Annotated in this window: 18 protein-coding genes; 5 read left to right on the top strand and 13 right to left on the bottom strand. The window is 44.5% G+C overall.

The window, feature by feature from the left end; translation table 11 throughout:
- The coding region (locus ATB78_RS12645) for a transposase (RefSeq protein ID WP_179946996.1) at window positions 1–316 on the bottom strand (316 nt) is incomplete at its 3' end.
- A 149-nt stretch (window positions 317–465) separates the two neighbouring features.
- Here ATB78_RS12645 and ATB78_RS12640 point away from each other — a divergent pair.
- The 3 genes from ATB78_RS12640 (at window position 466) to ATB78_RS12630 (ending at window position 3,687) form a co-directional block, all read left to right on the top strand.
- A complete protein-coding gene (locus tag ATB78_RS12640; protein ID WP_061008824.1) occupies window positions 466–942 on the top strand; it encodes a three component ABC system middle component in 477 nt (158 codons plus the stop codon).
- Window positions 939–2,894: a DUF3732 domain-containing protein gene (locus ATB78_RS12635; protein ID WP_061008823.1), complete on the top strand. Its 1,956-nt coding sequence runs from the start codon at window positions 939–941 to the stop codon at window positions 2,892–2,894. Before ATB78_RS12640 ends, ATB78_RS12635 begins: the two co-directional genes overlap by 4 nt.
- Before the next feature lie 178 nt (window positions 2,895–3,072).
- Window positions 3,073–3,687, top strand: a complete 615-nt coding sequence (locus ATB78_RS12630) for a 3'-5' exonuclease (protein WP_061008822.1) — start codon at window positions 3,073–3,075, stop codon at window positions 3,685–3,687.
- 55 nt (window positions 3,688–3,742) lie between these two features.
- On the opposite strand, the gene ATB78_RS12625 is transcribed toward ATB78_RS12630, so the two are convergent.
- The 9 genes from ATB78_RS12625 to ATB78_RS12585 form a co-directional block, all read right to left on the bottom strand.
- On the bottom strand, window positions 3,743–4,435 hold the full coding sequence (locus tag ATB78_RS12625) for an ABC transporter ATP-binding protein (RefSeq protein ID WP_010447408.1): 693 nt from the start codon (window positions 4,433–4,435) through the stop codon (window positions 3,743–3,745).
- Between the two features lie 22 nt (window positions 4,436–4,457).
- A complete protein-coding gene (locus ATB78_RS12620; protein WP_061008821.1) occupies window positions 4,458–5,741 on the bottom strand; it encodes an ABC transporter permease in 1,284 nt (427 codons plus the stop codon).
- A gap of 2 nt (window positions 5,742–5,743) precedes the next feature.
- Complete coding sequence (locus ATB78_RS12615; protein ID WP_020197208.1) at window positions 5,744–6,958, bottom strand: ABC transporter permease; 1,215 nt, start codon at window positions 6,956–6,958, stop codon at window positions 5,744–5,746.
- Window positions 6,955–8,226 carry a TolC family protein gene (locus ATB78_RS12610; protein ID WP_061008820.1) on the bottom strand — a complete coding sequence of 424 codons (1,272 nt, stop codon included), beginning with the start codon at window positions 8,224–8,226 and terminating at the stop codon, window positions 6,955–6,957. Before ATB78_RS12610 ends, ATB78_RS12615 begins: the two co-directional genes overlap by 4 nt.
- The gene (locus tag ATB78_RS12605; protein ID WP_061008819.1) at window positions 8,219–9,355 is read right to left on the bottom strand and encodes an efflux RND transporter periplasmic adaptor subunit; all 1,137 of its coding nucleotides are present in this window, start codon (window positions 9,353–9,355) and stop codon (window positions 8,219–8,221) included. Before ATB78_RS12605 ends, ATB78_RS12610 begins: the two co-directional genes overlap by 8 nt.
- Window positions 9,356–9,762: 407 nt before the next feature.
- A complete protein-coding gene (locus ATB78_RS12600) occupies window positions 9,763–10,218 on the bottom strand; it encodes a GNAT family N-acetyltransferase (protein WP_061008818.1) in 456 nt (151 codons plus the stop codon).
- A gap of 50 nt (window positions 10,219–10,268) precedes the next feature.
- Window positions 10,269–10,739: a GNAT family N-acetyltransferase gene (locus tag ATB78_RS12595; protein ID WP_061008817.1), complete on the bottom strand. Its 471-nt coding sequence runs from the start codon at window positions 10,737–10,739 to the stop codon at window positions 10,269–10,271.
- A 39-nt stretch (window positions 10,740–10,778) separates the two neighbouring features.
- A complete protein-coding gene (locus tag ATB78_RS12590) occupies window positions 10,779–11,243 on the bottom strand; it encodes an acyltransferase (protein WP_039984293.1) in 465 nt (154 codons plus the stop codon).
- 30 nt (window positions 11,244–11,273) lie between these two features.
- Window positions 11,274–12,122, bottom strand: a complete 849-nt coding sequence (locus tag ATB78_RS12585) for an MBL fold metallo-hydrolase (protein ID WP_061008816.1) — start codon at window positions 12,120–12,122, stop codon at window positions 11,274–11,276.
- A 257-nt stretch (window positions 12,123–12,379) separates the two neighbouring features.
- Between ATB78_RS12585 and ATB78_RS12580 the strand changes: the two genes are divergently transcribed.
- Window positions 12,380–12,919, top strand: coding sequence for a TetR/AcrR family transcriptional regulator (locus ATB78_RS12580; protein ID WP_039984296.1), 540 nt, complete (start codon window positions 12,380–12,382; stop codon window positions 12,917–12,919).
- A 107-nt stretch (window positions 12,920–13,026) separates the two neighbouring features.
- A complete protein-coding gene (locus ATB78_RS12575; protein ID WP_045497078.1) occupies window positions 13,027–13,536 on the top strand; it encodes a GNAT family N-acetyltransferase in 510 nt (169 codons plus the stop codon).
- Between the two features lie 60 nt (window positions 13,537–13,596).
- On the opposite strand, the gene ATB78_RS12570 is transcribed toward ATB78_RS12575, so the two are convergent.
- The 3 genes from ATB78_RS12570 to ATB78_RS12560 all read right to left on the bottom strand — a co-directional run bounded on the left by ATB78_RS12570 (window position 13,597) and on the right by ATB78_RS12560 (window position 15,172).
- Complete coding sequence (locus tag ATB78_RS12570) at window positions 13,597–13,920, bottom strand: helix-turn-helix transcriptional regulator (RefSeq protein ID WP_061008815.1); 324 nt, start codon at window positions 13,918–13,920, stop codon at window positions 13,597–13,599.
- Window positions 13,921–13,924: 4 nt separating this feature from the next.
- A complete protein-coding gene (locus ATB78_RS12565; protein WP_041058168.1) occupies window positions 13,925–14,293 on the bottom strand; it encodes a hypothetical protein in 369 nt (122 codons plus the stop codon).
- Between the two features lie 249 nt (window positions 14,294–14,542).
- Window positions 14,543–15,172, bottom strand: coding sequence for a class I SAM-dependent methyltransferase (locus tag ATB78_RS12560; protein ID WP_061008814.1), 630 nt, complete (start codon window positions 15,170–15,172; stop codon window positions 14,543–14,545).
- Window positions 15,173–15,177: the final 5 nt, after the last annotated feature.

Genomic DNA, 15,177 nt, shown 5'->3' with positions numbered 1-15,177 from the left:
ATGAAACCTCAACTTCCTTAGCTCGGCGGCTTATACAGGTGTAGTGCGGGCAAACAAGCGGGATGTTAGCCAGCTTAAATACAGAGTCTAGAAAACCTTGTAGCGCTCTCAATGGCATAGAGAAAATGCGTTTCACCATCAGTGCGGTAGTAATGGCTAAGTCGCTGAATCGGCGAGGTCTACCACGCTTGCCTTGTTTGTTTTGTTTCCACTCAGCTATCGTTTCCTCATCAATCCAAAAGGTCAGAGAACCACGGTTGATTAAGGCTTTGTTGTACTGCTTCCAGTTAGTTGTTTTGTAACGAGGTTTAGGCATGAGGCTACGACGATTGATGGGGGTAGCCGATCAGATCGTAGCTTCTAGATTTAGTTCCATCGATTTAAGCAACAAAGCCTGTTTGGGAAGTCTTATTATGCAATAGAGAAAAATGAATTCAAGTGGACCTATGAAAAGGATGATCTGGAGTGATTAGCACAGAAGACATGGTTGATTTAGTTTATTCACCAGAGTTTGTGGCCAGAATAATACATCGATTTATTTCGGGAGCAATGAGTGTGTCTAATATAGGCATAAAATTTGAACTTGTATACTTTTTGCTACCTTTGGTTATGAACGAAAGCATCAGAAAACAACTTTTAAGGGTAAATAAAGCAAGCTATTTTGATAAAATCTCCGATTTAGAAGAAATGAAAGAGCAATTATTTAATTTGAAGGAAAATGTAGGTGAAACAAAAAAATTCACTTCAAATGGTATTATCTTTTTATCAAATATCCATAAATTAGAACTTGCCCCATATCTTTCAATAGATCAGACCGTAAGTTATAAAGATGAGAGTCAAAAAAAACAAGAGTATTACAGAGCATCGTATTACTTAGGTTTGTTATTTGCGAAAGAAAACCATATAGACATATTATTAAAACTAAGGCCAAATTGTAAATGAAAGCTATTATAAGTGAAATTGTACTTTTCTCACATCAAGGAGAAAGGAGAAGAATATCATTCAATCAAGGGCTTAACATAATAACTGGTGACTCTAAAACTGGTAAAAGTGCACTAATAGAAATAGTTGATTATTGTCTATTCTCTAAGAGGTCAACTATTCCTGTAGGAAAAGTTACTGATTGGACAGAAATATTTTGTGTCATATATCAATTAAATAATAAAAAACTAATTATTGCTAGACCCAAAAATACTCTACAAAAATGTTATTTCTCAGTAGAAACTGATTTTGATACCGAAAAATTATTGAATAGAAGTTACTTCGATAGCCAAAGTCTTAAAGATATCAATAAAGCTCAGTTGTCATTTGAGCAGCATTTGGGACTTTCTGTATCAACAACAAGAACATCTTCTGAACAGATGAGAACTTCACACTCAAAGGCAACCATTAGAGATGCTTCTAGCATCATGTTCCAACATCAAAACTTGATTGCAAATAAGCACAGTATTTTCTATCGATTTGATGATTACTATAAGCGTTCAAAAGTAATATCAGATTTTCCCATCCACCTAGGATGGGCTGACGGAGATTATTTTCTTTTAAAAAGAGAACAAGAAGAGATATTAAAAAAACTAAAGAGAAGGAAAAACAATAAGATTACTGAAAAGAAAGAAAGAGATTATCAAATCAATCTAATAAAGGAACCAATTGAGTTCTATTATAAGAGTCTTAACCTCGTACTAGATGAAAGCAATTTCAATTTAAAAAGATTAAAATTCATAGCTGAAAATCTGCCTAGTGTGCCTAACACTGCTTATGAGAACAGCGATATTGAGAATCAAGTATTATTTCTAAAGAAAGAGCGAGTTGAGCACCAAAAAGAATTAACTAAGCTTACTAAATATATAGACAGACTCTCATGTGGAACAAGTGACGCATTTGAATATGATAATACTCTAAGCACAATCCTAGATATTACACATCCAGAAATTCAAACTGAAAAAAAAGTATTTTGCCCACTTTGTGAAACAGAGTCAAAAGGCATCCAATTAGCCTTAAATAAAGTATCAGAATCTCATAATGTATTAAAGCAAGAGTTAGCTAGAATTGGTACGTTTAAGAGAGACAGCTCAGAATACTTAGAAAAGCTCCTGAAAGATAGACAAGAGACAAAAAGAAAAATTCGTTCAACCACATTAAAGATCAGACAGTTGGAAAACGCTCATGCAATAAGCAAGAATTCTGATCTATCCGCTACCTTATATACTCTTAGAGGTATGATAGCCTCTAATCTAAAAATAATCTTAGATGAAAGCAAAGAGAATTTAAAAGAAGAGCATGAAGAATCATCTTTAGCTGAAAGATTATTCAAAATAGAAGAAAGGATTGCGGGCTATGACCTAAAAGCTAAAATTCAAAAAGCGAATGAATTGATAAATACCACAATGGAATACTTAAAAGAAAAGCTAGATTTTGAAGAAGAGCTTCGAGACGGGGAAATGCGTTTTGATTTGAGCACTTTTGATTTCCATTACTTTTATAAAAAGAAAAAGATCATGCTCTCTGAGATGGGAAGTGGTGCTAACTGGTTAGCCTGTCACTTGGCCATATTTTTATCACTACTAAGATTGTCTGTTCGTGAAAAATCTTCACTTCCTGCAGTCTTATTCATTGACCAACCAAGCCAGGTTTATTTCCCAAAAGTACGAGAAACATTTTCTACAACACATAAAGATGAATTATTAATCGATGAGCAAGAAGAAAAGGTCGACGAAAATATTAAACAAGTTGTAAATATATTCACTGTAATCAATGATTTCCTTGACTACTTAGTAGATAAGGAAGGGTTGAAATACAAACCTCAAGTCATTGTACTTGAACACGCAGATGAACCGAGCTTATCTCCTTTCATTAGGGAGCGCTGGTCTAAGAATGGCCAAAAACTAATATAACATAATGCCCTTGAGTGAATACTTAAGGGCATTATGTAAAAATGTAAAAATATAGAATTATCTAAAACAAACATCTTCCATAATAAGTCACGCGTGCTTTATTATTTCAGGTGGAACCTTCCCTTTTCCACCACTTTCAACGATACTCTTGCGCCTTATTGTTCAGTTGGAAAACTTCATGCCTCAAGCTAACTCCGTTGTCGTACTCGACTTTGAAACCACAGGTCTGTCTCCGAATATGGGGGATCGCGCGATTGAAATCGGTGCGGTTAAGATCGTCGATGGTGAGGTGGTCGATAGTTTTCAGCAACTTATGAATCCTGGCTTTCGTGTTAGCTCATTTATTGAGGGGTACACAGGCATTACCAATAACATGCTGCGCACTGCGCCTAGCTGCGATGAAGTGATGGCTTCGTTCAGTGAGTTTATTGCGGGTGAGAATCTTATCGCGCACAACGCATCGTTCGATAAGCGATTTCTGGATGCTGAATTAGAGCGAATCGACTGCGGTTACTCTGGCGAGTTCGCTTGTTCTTTATTGGTAGCAAGACGCCTTATTCAAGATGCACCGTCACACAAGTTGGGTGAGTTGGTTCGTTACAAGAACATCGAAAACGACGGTGTATTCCACCGCGCGTTAGCCGATGCACAGGTAACGGCAAAGCTATGGTTGCTGATGGTGGAAGAGCTTGAGCAATCGGGCATTGCAGCGCCAAGCTTCAAGTTTATGCAGACGATAAGTAAGACAGCCAAAGGAAAAGTGGATCAGTTGCTGGCTAAAAGCCGCGCTTAATCCACTCGAGTATTCACGCTTTATCGTTCGAGAGATTATTTCCAACGCTGGAGCGTTATTGCGGCACTCTATCCGAAATCACCTTGCCATCTTTGATGGTGATGATGCGTTTGGTGCGCTCTGCTAGGGCGTTATCGTGCGTCACTATGATCAATGTTCTGCCTTCGGCGTGGAGTTGATTGAACAAGGCTTCAATCTCTGCGCCGGATTTCGAATCCAATGCCCCTGTAGGTTCATCCGCTAAGATGATTTGCGGATCGTTGACCAAGGCTCTTGCAATCGCGACCCTCTGTTTTTGACCGCCAGAAAGCTGGTTTGGTTTGTGGTCGAGACGATCCCCTAGCCCCACTTGTTCTAACAACTTCGCAGCACGTTGACGGCGCTCTTTGGCTTTGATGCCAGAGTAAACCAACGGCAGCGCCACGTTATCCAACGCTGTCGCGTATTCCAACAAGTTGAAGCTTTGGAAGACAAACCCTATCTTTTGGTTGCGAATACCCGCTAGGTCGTTCGCGCTTAAACTTGCCACGTTTTGACCACCCAGTTGGTACTCGCCATCGGTTGGTTTATCTAAGCAGCCGAGCATGTTCATCAACGTTGATTTGCCCGAACCAGATGGGCCAAGAATCGAAAGAAACTCACCTTGATTGATGGTTAAGTCAACGCCGTCTAGCGCACGAACTTCCGCCTCTCCGCTTGAGTAGTATTTGCAGATGTTGGTTAGCTCAACAAGTGGTTTGTTCGACATTTTCTCTCCAGAATTCTTATTATTATTCACTTTGCAGTGCCTCCAACGGGCTCACTTTGGCAGCTCGGTTTGCAGGCAACCAAGCGGATGCGACACCGATGATCACCAAGGTGGTAATCACAATCGCGACCACAATCCATGACAACTCTGGGACTGGCTTGCCAAGGTGCTCATAGAATACGTTACCTTCTAGGTTGATGGCGCTGATTGCCGATACCAACGCGTAAGTCACGCCTAATCCCAATACGCCACCTAACATCATGGTCATTAGTGATTGCACCAAGTAGTGCAAGCGAATCGCCGCTGGTGTAGCACCGACCGCCATTCGCACGCCGATATCTCGGGTTGAACGTTTCACAGTCGCGTACATAACGTTTGCGATCCCCACACCCGCTACGGCAAGGGTGACAAAGCCGATGATGCCAAGGAAACTTTGCAGGCCAATCAAGAACTGCTGCATGCTTTTCTGTTTGAGGAACATGTCTTCCACTTGCACCACTTGCTCATCGCTGACACTAGCACCATGTTTGCGAGCAATGACTTGACGAATGGTCTCTGCGAGCTTTTTGCGGTCAGTATTGGCTTGTGGCTCCACGTTGATGCCACCAATATCGCCATTGGTATGAAAGCGTTGCCACGTTGCTAACGGTACAAAGCTGGAATAGTTGATTTGGTCGCCCTGCTCAATCTCGGCGCTGCTCTTCTTCAATACACCAATCACGGTGAATTCTTCGCTGCCAATCTTGACCTTTTCCCCCACGGGATCGGTTTGCAGTGTCACTGGCGCGAACCAGCTAAAGTCATCGACAGGGTTGAACAAGTCAGCCGCGAGCGAATAACCCAGTACGACCACTTTACGCATCTGCTTTTGGTCGAGTGGATTTAGCCAACGTCCGCCATCCATTGGCGTTAGATTAGTCATTGACGCAAAGTCTGTGGTGACGGCTAATGGTTCTTGCCATGAACCTCGGTCGCCCACGGTAATGCGTTCATTCCAAATTGCGGTCGGTGCGACGCTCTTCACTTCTGGAAGGGCTTTAACCACATCGGTATCGTCGACTTTTAAGGTTAAGAATTTGCCTTGGTGAAAAGCGCCATAATCGACCGTCGCCATACCACCCGTTAGGTAAATCAGGTTCCCATTACCATTTTGCGCGGTTCTTAATACGCCCTGACGAATGCCCTCGCCCACGGCCAGCATTGCTGCGATACACAAGGTCGCCCATGCCACAGCAAGAATGGTTAAGCCTAAGCGAAGCTTTTCTGCAGCCATTTCCTGAAAGATTTGTCTCATTGGTAGCAACATGATTATGCCCTCGCGCTCAAAGCGATTACTGGAGTGAGTCGCGATGCTCGTCTCGCCGGGAAGTAAGACGCCAACAACGCCAGCACTAACGTCACCAACAGTGACCAAGCAATAGAATCCGGTGTGATAACAGGGAAACCTAGCCACTCCGGCAAAGTGATGGAGCCTAACAACGCGACCACCATATACGCGACTAATAAGCCAAGTGCCGTGCCAACAGCCACCAAGAACAAGCCCTCAAGAATGAACTGACTGAGGATGGATTTTTGTGTCGCGCCTATTGCCAAACGCACGCCGATTTCTCGCGTTCGCTCTGTCACTGAGAGGAACATAATGTTTGCGACGCCGAGCGCCCCAACGGCCATGGTCATTGCGCCACTTGCCCCAAGGAAGATTTGAATACCTCGGAAAATACCCGTGATTAACGCAGCGCCTTCACTAAAGTCCGGTAGGTTGATCGCTTCTTTATCGGTTGGGTCAAAGTGCAATTGCTTAGCGTAGAAGTTGACAATGGCTTGTCGGAAAGCGGGACCGTTCATGCCTTCAGTTGGCTTAAGCAATAACATCCACGGTTTGGCATCCCACAAATCGAGATATGTGGTTTGTGGAATAAAGACTTTGCGGCTGTCGCCAAATGAAATGCCTGCGTCTTCATCTTTGATGATACCAATCACCAAGAAAGGAATGCCGTTCACTTTGACCATTTGCCCAATGCCGATTTCACCCATCTTGGCAATTTGATCACCAAGCACGGCAACACGCGTGTGGTTAGCAATATCAGTTGGTGAAAGGTTGCGCGAGCCAGACTCCAACTTACGTTGAATGAGGGAGAAGTAAGACGGGTCAATACCGCTGACGTTACTGGTCAAGTTCTGCCCTTTGTCATTGGTGACGCTCGCGTCCCATTTGGCATAAACGCTCGATGCCGCTTCAACAAAACCAGACTGCTTAATCATATCGACTTTGTCTTGCGGGATCTGAATTTGACGCCTTGAAGGTAAGCCGTGCCATGGTTTGCTGGTGCTCGACGGAAACGCGATTTGCACGTTGTTGACCATAAACGACAACTGCTGGGTTTGATGGCGATAAAAACCCTCACCCAGTGCTATCAGCACCACCACGGATATCACGCCCCAAGCAATGGCAATGATGGCGAGCATGCTTTTCATGCGATGCGCCATCAGCGTTTGCCATGTTTGTTGCAATAAACTGGTCATGAATTAAAAGCTCGGGAGATCAGTGCCATGGTGTCGTCGTCTAGCTTGCCTGCGGTTTGCAGCAGACCGATGCGCTGACGCCAGTAGTTGTACAAGTTGCTTTGCAGGCTATTTTTGGCCTCGAACAAGTTGTTGTGGGCGCTAATGACTTCCGATACTTCTAACATACCTGCATCGTAAAGTTTCTCTTTGCTGCGCAGTACTTTCTCACGAGAGATAACGAGTTCGTTTGCCATCAAGACTTGGTTCCAGTTGATGTCGACTTGAGTAAACTGCTGGACAACGCGCTTTTGAATGTCGATTTCGACTCTGCGTAGATCTTGTTTGGCACTGAGGATATTCAAGGATGCTTCGTCGACTCTTGCGCGCGTTGCACCATTGAGATCGATCGGCACGCTTAGGGTAATACCCGCGTTGAACTCGCCGTCTTTGCGTCGGTCATCATCGTTGTAGCCGACGTTCCCTTTTACGGTTGGGTAGTAACCACCTTGAGCGGAGTCTTTGGCAAATTCACTGGCTTTCACATTTTGCGCAGCCACTAACAGCTCCGGGCTGCTATCTTTGGCAAGCTTTAACCATTGCTCTTGAGAGTCCACCATCATTGGCGGTTGAATAAGAGAATCGGTACGAATTTGGTCAACGCTTTGTGGGATCTGATTGATCAACGCAGCAAGCTCAGCACGTTTGACTTCCAAATCAGCTCTTGCGCTCAAGATCCCTGCTCTGTCTGCTACTTGAGTCGCACGGATCTCTTCGACATCAACGGATTTCACCTTACCGGCGCGGTAACGCTTCTCGATGATCTTCAGCAGTTTGTTGCCTTCTTCCAATTTGGATTGCGCCAATTGCAAATCGCCTTGTGCACTCGCAACATCCAAATACGATGAAAGCAGTCTTTGTGCTAATTCATTGTGCGATTGAGCCAGTTCTAATTGAGCCTTGATGTAGTTGGCATTGGCTTGGTCTAGATCGGACCACAAGCTGCTGTCCCAAATGGTTTGAGAAAGCGATGCACCGTAGCTGTTGGTGTTATCGGCCGATTCACTCCAATCCGCCGATGCCGTCGCACTCAAACCTGGCAGTAATGAACTGCGGCTCGCATCCACACCGACTTCACCGAGTTGCACGCCAATCTTGGCTTTCTCGTAATTTGGGTCACTCTGTTTCGCTTGTTGCCACGCTTGTTCAATCGAAATCGCATAGCTTGGTAAGCTAAGTGTTGCGGCTAATATCGCACAACCAATTTTAGACAAATGCAGCTTAGCCATGCGCGGCTCCCATCATCATACTGTTGTCGATGATCTCTTCGTTGAGCTCAACGCCATCCAAGACTTCTACATTGATGCCGTCTGACAAACCAAGCTTCACTTTCTGTTTGTGGAAGCCTTGTTCTGAACTATCTGGAATCAACACGTTGGGTGTATCGCCATCAAATTGCAGCGCACGCTCAGGCAGCGTTAATACGTTCTCTGATTTCTTCAGCGTGATTTGCGCATTGGATGAGAAGCCTGAGCGAAGCAGTACTTCTTGTGGGATCTTCAGCTCACCCACTTCCACTTCAAAGCCGTTATCAAAACTTTTTGCCGATGCGTTGCCTTCTGGCGAGTTTAGGTTCTCTGATTGAATCGCAACTTTAGTCAGCACGCCGGAGATTTCTGCATCTGGATACGGCGCAACGGTCAGTAATACCGGCATGCCCGGAGAAAGCTGCGCTGCATCATGCTCGCTCACGCTGCCTTTGAAGATCAGGCTGTTCATATCGGCCAGAGACATCATTTCTGTCGCGGCTTGGCTGGATTCGGTTGAGATGATTGGTTCACCTACTTCCACTTTGCGGTTCAATACTGTGCCGTCAATCGGTGCGTAGATGGTCGAGGTCAAACGCGCGTTACCGATCGATGCTTCACCACTGCGGATCAATTCGAGATTCTGGCGTTTTTGAAGCACGTTCGCTTGAGCCGATTTCACTGTCGAGCGCGCGCTAACGTATTCATCGTAGTTGCTTGGAATGATGTCTTGCTTCACCAAGCTCTCTAGGTTGGCGAGCTTTTGCTTAGCGGATTCGAGATCTGCTTCACTGCGCATCAAATCCGTAGATGCATCCGTAAGTGCCTGTGGGGTCGGGTTCGGACGAACCTTAATCAATGGCTGGCCTTGCTTCACTTTCTCGCCAACTTGAACGTAAATCTCGCCGACGATGCCGTCAATTTGCGACTTAATCGAAACTGAGTGTGCAGGGACAATGTTGCCGACTGCGACCGCTTGTTTCTCAATGGTTCCCTTTTCCACTGCCAGAGTCGGAAATGCCTCTGGTTGAGCTGAAGATTGCAGATAGAAATACGCACCGCCGCCAAGCAATGCAACGCTCACCGCAGCGACAAGCCAAGTTTTTGCCATCATTGATTCCAATTATTGTTTTGTAGTCTTGTGACCATCTCATGAACATTAAGTTCTAAGGATATCGTGGTTTGAAGCCGCTAAGATTGTCATATTTAGTAAGGTTTTGTCAGGGCGCTTTGACAATAAGCAGGATGAATAGCTGAAATCGGCGTTAAACGGTTAGATGTTGTACTTATTTGAACAAGATGGAACTCGCAGAGATGACGCTAACCTAGAACCTAGAAATAAAGAGGCAGAATAAAGAAAACCTCAAGCGCACGGATTAACGTGTGAAGGACTTGACCATATCGTACTGATGCAGCCCTTCGCCAAAGCCATTTTCAACAATGCTCACTGTGGTGAATCCGTATCGATTGAAGAGTTTTTCCATACCGTCGAGGCTTAACCATCTGGTTAGTAAGTATTTACAACGCCAGTTTGAAGCCTTCGTGCGTGGCCTTAAAACCCAACTTTTCATAGAAGCGCAGCGCATCAGGGCGTTGCTTATCACTGGTCAGTTGAACGAGTTGACAACCTTTGTCTTTCGCCTGCTTTATCGCGTATTCGAACATCTGCTCACCAAAGCCACGTCCGCGATAATCTTGATGAATTCGGACGCCTTCAATCAGGCAACGCCAACTGCCAATGTGGGTCAGATAAGGGATAAAAGTCAGCTGTAACATGCCAACCAAAGCACCCTCTAGTTCTACCACCAGCAATTGGTTGTTTGGGTCTTTGTCGATCGCTTCGAATGCAGCAAGATAAGCCTGATTCAGTGGCGAGCTTGCGTCTTCCCTCTTGCTTCCTAACGGGTCATTAGCCAGTAATGCAACCAAGCTGGTTAAGTCTTCAAATGTCGCGCTGCGGTATGTCAGTGGCATCGATTCTTCCTTGTATTTTTGCTTTTAGTGTTGTGTTAAGCGAGAGTGGCTTACTTCGTTCGTACCATTTGAGGAAAACCGCTTTGCGCGATTTCATAGGTGACGAATCCAAACTTCTCATACAGCTTTTGTGCGGCTTCATTTTTAGGATGAACGCCAAGACGAATACCATCACAAGCACCTTCTACTCTCTGTAATAGTGCTTTCATAAGTGCAGAAGCGACACCTTTACCACGATGGCTGGCATGAACCGCCATTGCCAATTCTGGATACTCAGCATATTGGACAGTTTGGCTCGATTTATAGCGAATCTGAACGATGCCAATTGGCTCATCGAATTGGTTTAATGCGAATAATCCGAGGTCGCCCGCTCTGCCCCATTCTTCAAAATAGGCTTTGATATGCGCCAGTTCGAGCACTTTTGGATCGTGGTCGGGTTCATCATCCGGCGTCCAAAGCGCCACCAACAATAGCTCTTTTTGCAGCGCTAAATCCGACGCTGTCACTTCTCTAAACTTCATTTTTTTCCGTGGATGTTCCGTGGATGCTCGTGTTCTTCGTCAGGGTAAATCTCTCAACTTCTTCGCTGGATTCCCTGCATAGATGCCTTTCTCTGTGATGTCTTTCGTCACCACGCTACCTGCGCCAATAACCACACCTTCACAAATTTTCACGGCAAGTATCGTGGCATTCGAGCCTATGGTTACGTTATTGCCAATAACGGTGCGCCCCCAGCTGTCTGGATTCGCGTCTGGTTTTCCGTCTTTGAACAGGTCGTTGGCAAACATTACCCCATGACCAACAAAACAATCACTGCCGATGGTCACGTATTCGCAAATAAAGGTATGAGATTGGATTTTGGTTCGCTCACCAATCACTGTGTTCTTCTGGATTTCGACAAAGGGACCAACGAATACGCCCTCTTTTAGCTCGCAGCCATAGACGTTTGCGGGTTCGATGATGGTGACGTTTTCACCACAAGTCACATCTTTGATTTGTGCGTGTAAGACTTTTGGACTGTACATCTATTCTCCAAAATAAAAATGAGCGATTGATTAGATTTCAACACGACGCCCAGTTGGTAAATGCTCTAAACGATCATCAAGTACTTCTTTCAGCAAATGATACGCTTTCATGCCCGTGCAGTGGCCCGTGTAAAACATTTCAACAGGGTATTCAGACAGGGCTTTACCTAATGCTTTTATGTCGTCTTTAGTACCGCCGATGCCATTAAATACAGGTAAGCCCACGAGATGAAAGCCCCCCACTACCGCTTTGATTCTGCAGTTTGGAAATAATTCAATGGCGGTTTCAATCATATTCAATACTCCGCTGTGCGCACATCCTGTGAACACAACCAAACCATCTTCTTCCTTGATCACCAAAAGTAACTCGTGTTCAAAAGCGTCTTGCTCACAACCGCCATCTTTCGATTGGGTATAGAGGTACTGATTTCCTTTGGGTTGTGGGTACTTGTCGCTGATCTTGGTAATCACATGAACATTCGGAGCAACTTGCGTCGTTTCGCTTACCTGCACTATGCGGTCATTGGTTGTGTCTAACAAAGCTTTGTCGATACCAACATCACTCTTGAAACCAAAAGCTCGAAAGTAATAGTCCTGATCTCCACACGATTTTAAATAGACTTTGGCTACATCGTTTTGCTCTAGAAAGTGAGAAGTACCGTTGCAATGGTCATGATGCCGATGAGAAATAACCGCGAGATCAACTTCTTGGATATCGATATTTAGTAAAGGCGCGTTGTCGCAAAACGTTCGCCCACTGCCCATATCGAACAACAGTTTGGTTCCTTCTGTATCGATATGCAGCGATAAACCGCGCTCAACACAGAGATCGGCTCGGTCCTCAACACGAGAATTATCAACGAGAGTGGTAACGATCATGGTGTCTCCTAATGACGTTGAACCGCTTTAGTGGATGAGACAATAACGAGGTTTGATGCTTGTAGAAAAAAGTAATGGTAATTGTGTGATTAGACAGAGGTTTACGGTATCCGTTTTCGATCGTGCTTGATTTTCGTTTCCCTCCTAAAACATCAATCAAGTGGTTTTGATCCTATTAAGACTTGACGGAAGATCAATAAACGCACTATCATTCGCAAAACTGACCAGTTGGTCAGTCGGTATGTAGAGTGAACACGATGGACAAACGACACCAGATCATTGAAGTTGCAACGCAGTTATTTGCGGAACACGGTTTTGAGAAAACGCCCGTCTCCACCATTTGTGAGAAGGCTGAGATTTCAAAGGGTTTGGTGTTTCATCACTTCAAAAATAAAAACGAACTGTTAAGAGAAGTTTTTGTTCATATCACTCAGATTATCGAAGAAGCCGACAAAAATGATGAACACGTAACAGAGAGTGATGATCGCCTAGAAGCCATGATCCACTCGATCTTCGATGGCATGACGGTTCCTGAACATCGCAAGATTTACCAGTTCAACTTTAGTGTGATGGTTCACCCGACAACCAGAGCGATTGTTGTCGACCTAATAGATGAACGTTACCAAGGTTTACAGACATCTACTGAAGAAGTCTTCCGCTCGCTAGGACACGCAAACCCGGCAGTGGTGACAAAAATGTTCATCGCAGAGATAGACGGCATTGCCATGAACTACTTACTGAATGAGGACTTCCCTATCGAAGAAATCAGACAAGAGTTCATCAAAAAGTACTGTTAGAAATACCAAAAATCATGCACATATCGATGCGTGATTTTTTTGGCCAAACACACTGACTGCACGGTCAGTCAGTGTGTTTGTTAAATTTAAAAACGAAGGAGAAACCAATGAATACACCTTATCAAATTCAATACGAAGCGTTCGCAAAAGCAGGTGGACTATACGACGAGAGACACGCCAAACTCTATGCAGAATTTGCCGACAATCTTATTGCAGATGGGAGCTTTTCCATCGTCTACGAAGGCGTGGCACACGCATGCTATACCCCTATCGTGATTGACGCAGCACCACACCTAAAATGCTATGTGCTTGCGCCACTAGCCGTACTACCTGAATACCAAGGCAAAGGCTACGCGACAAGATTGATGGAAGAAGCAGAAAAGCAGTTAGATGCTGACGTTATCTTTGTGATGGGTGAGCCGTTCCACTACGGAAACCGCTACAACACGCCGCACAATGTGTTGCCACCAGTAAGAACTCAAGCTCCTTTGGAGTGTTGGTTTGCACGTGAGCTTACACCAGGCGCACTAGATGGTATCGGCGAATCAACCTCATCCATCAAAGGTCCTTACGCAGAACCATTGATGTGGGGTCACCCAGACGAGCAAGTCGCCTAATATAAACATCAATCTGTCATGCCCAGAGCACACTGCTTTGGGCATGCAGCGTAACCCAGTTTATCTCAATAGAATCATTGCAAGCGCACCGACCAATACACCAAACGTAAACATCCCTACACCAATAAATATAAGGTTAGAAGAATTGCTAAAAGATGAGGGGTCATTACTCCCGTGGCTATCAGGTTTGGCATTTACCAAAAGTGCAGTGTATTCAGTATCAAATGCAGCCGCCAGAGAACGCCCCGTCTCCAAAGAAGCGCTTCCGTGAAGCTCAACACGTTGTATGGTGCGTAAACTTAAGCCACAGATATCAGCGAGTTGCTGTTGAGTCCATGCTTTGTGCTGCCTTAGGTGGCGGATTTTTGAGGTATCTAATTGCATCCATTCACCCTTTCCCACCAAAAAACACAGCAGTAGTTACAAAACCAACAATCAAACCACATGCAAAAGCAACACCAATGCCTTTGAGAATTTGGAGATGAGTTAACCCAAATTCATACTCATCAATACTTCGATAACCCTTTTTCAGGAAGACCGTTATCATCCACTTACCGTTTAAGCAAATTTGGACTTCCAATTTCTCTCCTTCAATCTCAATCATATGACTGGATTTAAAGTACCAATTGGACTTTTGGGATACGAGTTCGCCATCGACGTAAACCCACTCTTTACCACTTAACATTGAGATTTGAACAGTAATGTCATGTCCTTTCCATTCAAAGTAACTGGTTAAAATTGTTTTCCCTGTTTGCATCACATATCCCTATTCATTCAATGATGTTCACATCGTGCCGCAATATCGACGCTATAAAAACGACGCACAGACGACAGTCGCCTTTTTGTCATGTGACACCATGGCGACAATGGTATGACAGTTCTTTATTTTCAATAAGTTAATGAATTAATTGTAGGGCAATGTCTACTGTTTTCATTACTCCATATCTACTATTTGGGGCATAGAAAAACAACGCTTGTGCTTCTAGAAGCGCTCCATGAAAGTTGATTAACTTGGCTTTCTTAGCTCTAAGAGCAGGTAACGACATACATAACCTGCACCTGATGTGTAGCCGACGAGGTTTTCTAAAGACACCACTTCTAGCCCTGCATTTTGGCTGAATTCGCGGACTTCACTCTCGGTGTAAGCAGTATGCACAACGGTGCCACTGTAGGTATTTCTCGGTAGGTCTTTTCCATCTGGGTCGTGACATTGGAAACTGATAAAACAGCGTCCGTCAGCATTGAGCTTGTTTGCAACGCATTGAAGTAGCGACTGGGGATTGATAAGGAATTCCGTGAAACCGAGAGCGGTGATGATGTCGAAGGTTTGATTGAAAATCGGAGAGAAAGGTTGGTCAAGATTATGAACGTTGACGCTTTGATAGAAGTTTGTCTCGCGTGCTTTATCGACCATTTTGGATGAAATATCCAAGCCGTGAAGAGTAGCTTCTGGGTAATGCGTTTTGATGACCTCCCCGATACTGCCTGTGGCACAAGCCAAATCGAGAGCAGAGACTTGTTGGAGATTGAGCGTTTTTAGCTTTCCATCTATCCAGCGCGGACCAACGTATTGGCTGTCTTCGATTAATTTCTGATAGCGCTCAGATACGTCATCATACATTTTAGCAACGTCCATGATTC

The sequence above is a fragment of the Vibrio sp. CUB2 genome (assembly GCF_001557945.1).
Taxonomy (GTDB): Bacteria; Pseudomonadota; Gammaproteobacteria; order Enterobacterales; family Vibrionaceae; genus Vibrio; species Vibrio owensii.
The sequence above is the reverse complement of the archived record's forward strand: the minus strand, read 5'-3'. Positions and strand labels throughout refer to the sequence as shown.

Coding starts and splice junctions, on each gene's coding strand:
- ATB78_RS12635 (WP_061008823.1), top strand. CDS start 939: ATGAAAGCTATTATAAGTGAAATTGTACTTTTCTCACATCAAGGAGAA.
- ATB78_RS12630 (WP_061008822.1), top strand. CDS start 3,073: ATGCCTCAAGCTAACTCCGTTGTCGTACTCGACTTTGAAACCACAGGT.
- ATB78_RS12625 (WP_010447408.1), bottom strand. CDS start 4,435: ATGTCGAACAAACCACTTGTTGAGCTAACCAACATCTGCAAATACTAC.
- ATB78_RS12620 (WP_061008821.1), bottom strand. CDS start 5,741: ATGTTGCTACCAATGAGACAAATCTTTCAGGAAATGGCTGCAGAAAAG.
- ATB78_RS12615 (WP_020197208.1), bottom strand. CDS start 6,958: ATGACCAGTTTATTGCAACAAACATGGCAAACGCTGATGGCGCATCGC.
- ATB78_RS12610 (WP_061008820.1), bottom strand. CDS start 8,226: ATGGCTAAGCTGCATTTGTCTAAAATTGGTTGTGCGATATTAGCCGCA.
- ATB78_RS12605 (WP_061008819.1), bottom strand. CDS start 9,355: ATGGCAAAAACTTGGCTTGTCGCTGCGGTGAGCGTTGCATTGCTTGGC.
- ATB78_RS12600 (WP_061008818.1), bottom strand. CDS start 10,218: ATGCCACTGACATACCGCAGCGCGACATTTGAAGACTTAACCAGCTTG.
- ATB78_RS12595 (WP_061008817.1), bottom strand. CDS start 10,739: ATGAAGTTTAGAGAAGTGACAGCGTCGGATTTAGCGCTGCAAAAAGAG.
- ATB78_RS12590 (WP_039984293.1), bottom strand. CDS start 11,243: ATGTACAGTCCAAAAGTCTTACACGCACAAATCAAAGATGTGACTTGT.
- ATB78_RS12585 (WP_061008816.1), bottom strand. CDS start 12,122: ATGATCGTTACCACTCTCGTTGATAATTCTCGTGTTGAGGACCGAGCC.
- ATB78_RS12580 (WP_039984296.1), top strand. CDS start 12,380: ATGGACAAACGACACCAGATCATTGAAGTTGCAACGCAGTTATTTGCG.
- ATB78_RS12575 (WP_045497078.1), top strand. CDS start 13,027: ATGAATACACCTTATCAAATTCAATACGAAGCGTTCGCAAAAGCAGGT.
- ATB78_RS12570 (WP_061008815.1), bottom strand. CDS start 13,920: ATGCAATTAGATACCTCAAAAATCCGCCACCTAAGGCAGCACAAAGCA.
- ATB78_RS12565 (WP_041058168.1), bottom strand. CDS start 14,293: ATGCAAACAGGGAAAACAATTTTAACCAGTTACTTTGAATGGAAAGGA.
- ATB78_RS12560 (WP_061008814.1), bottom strand. CDS start 15,172: ATGGACGTTGCTAAAATGTATGATGACGTATCTGAGCGCTATCAGAAA.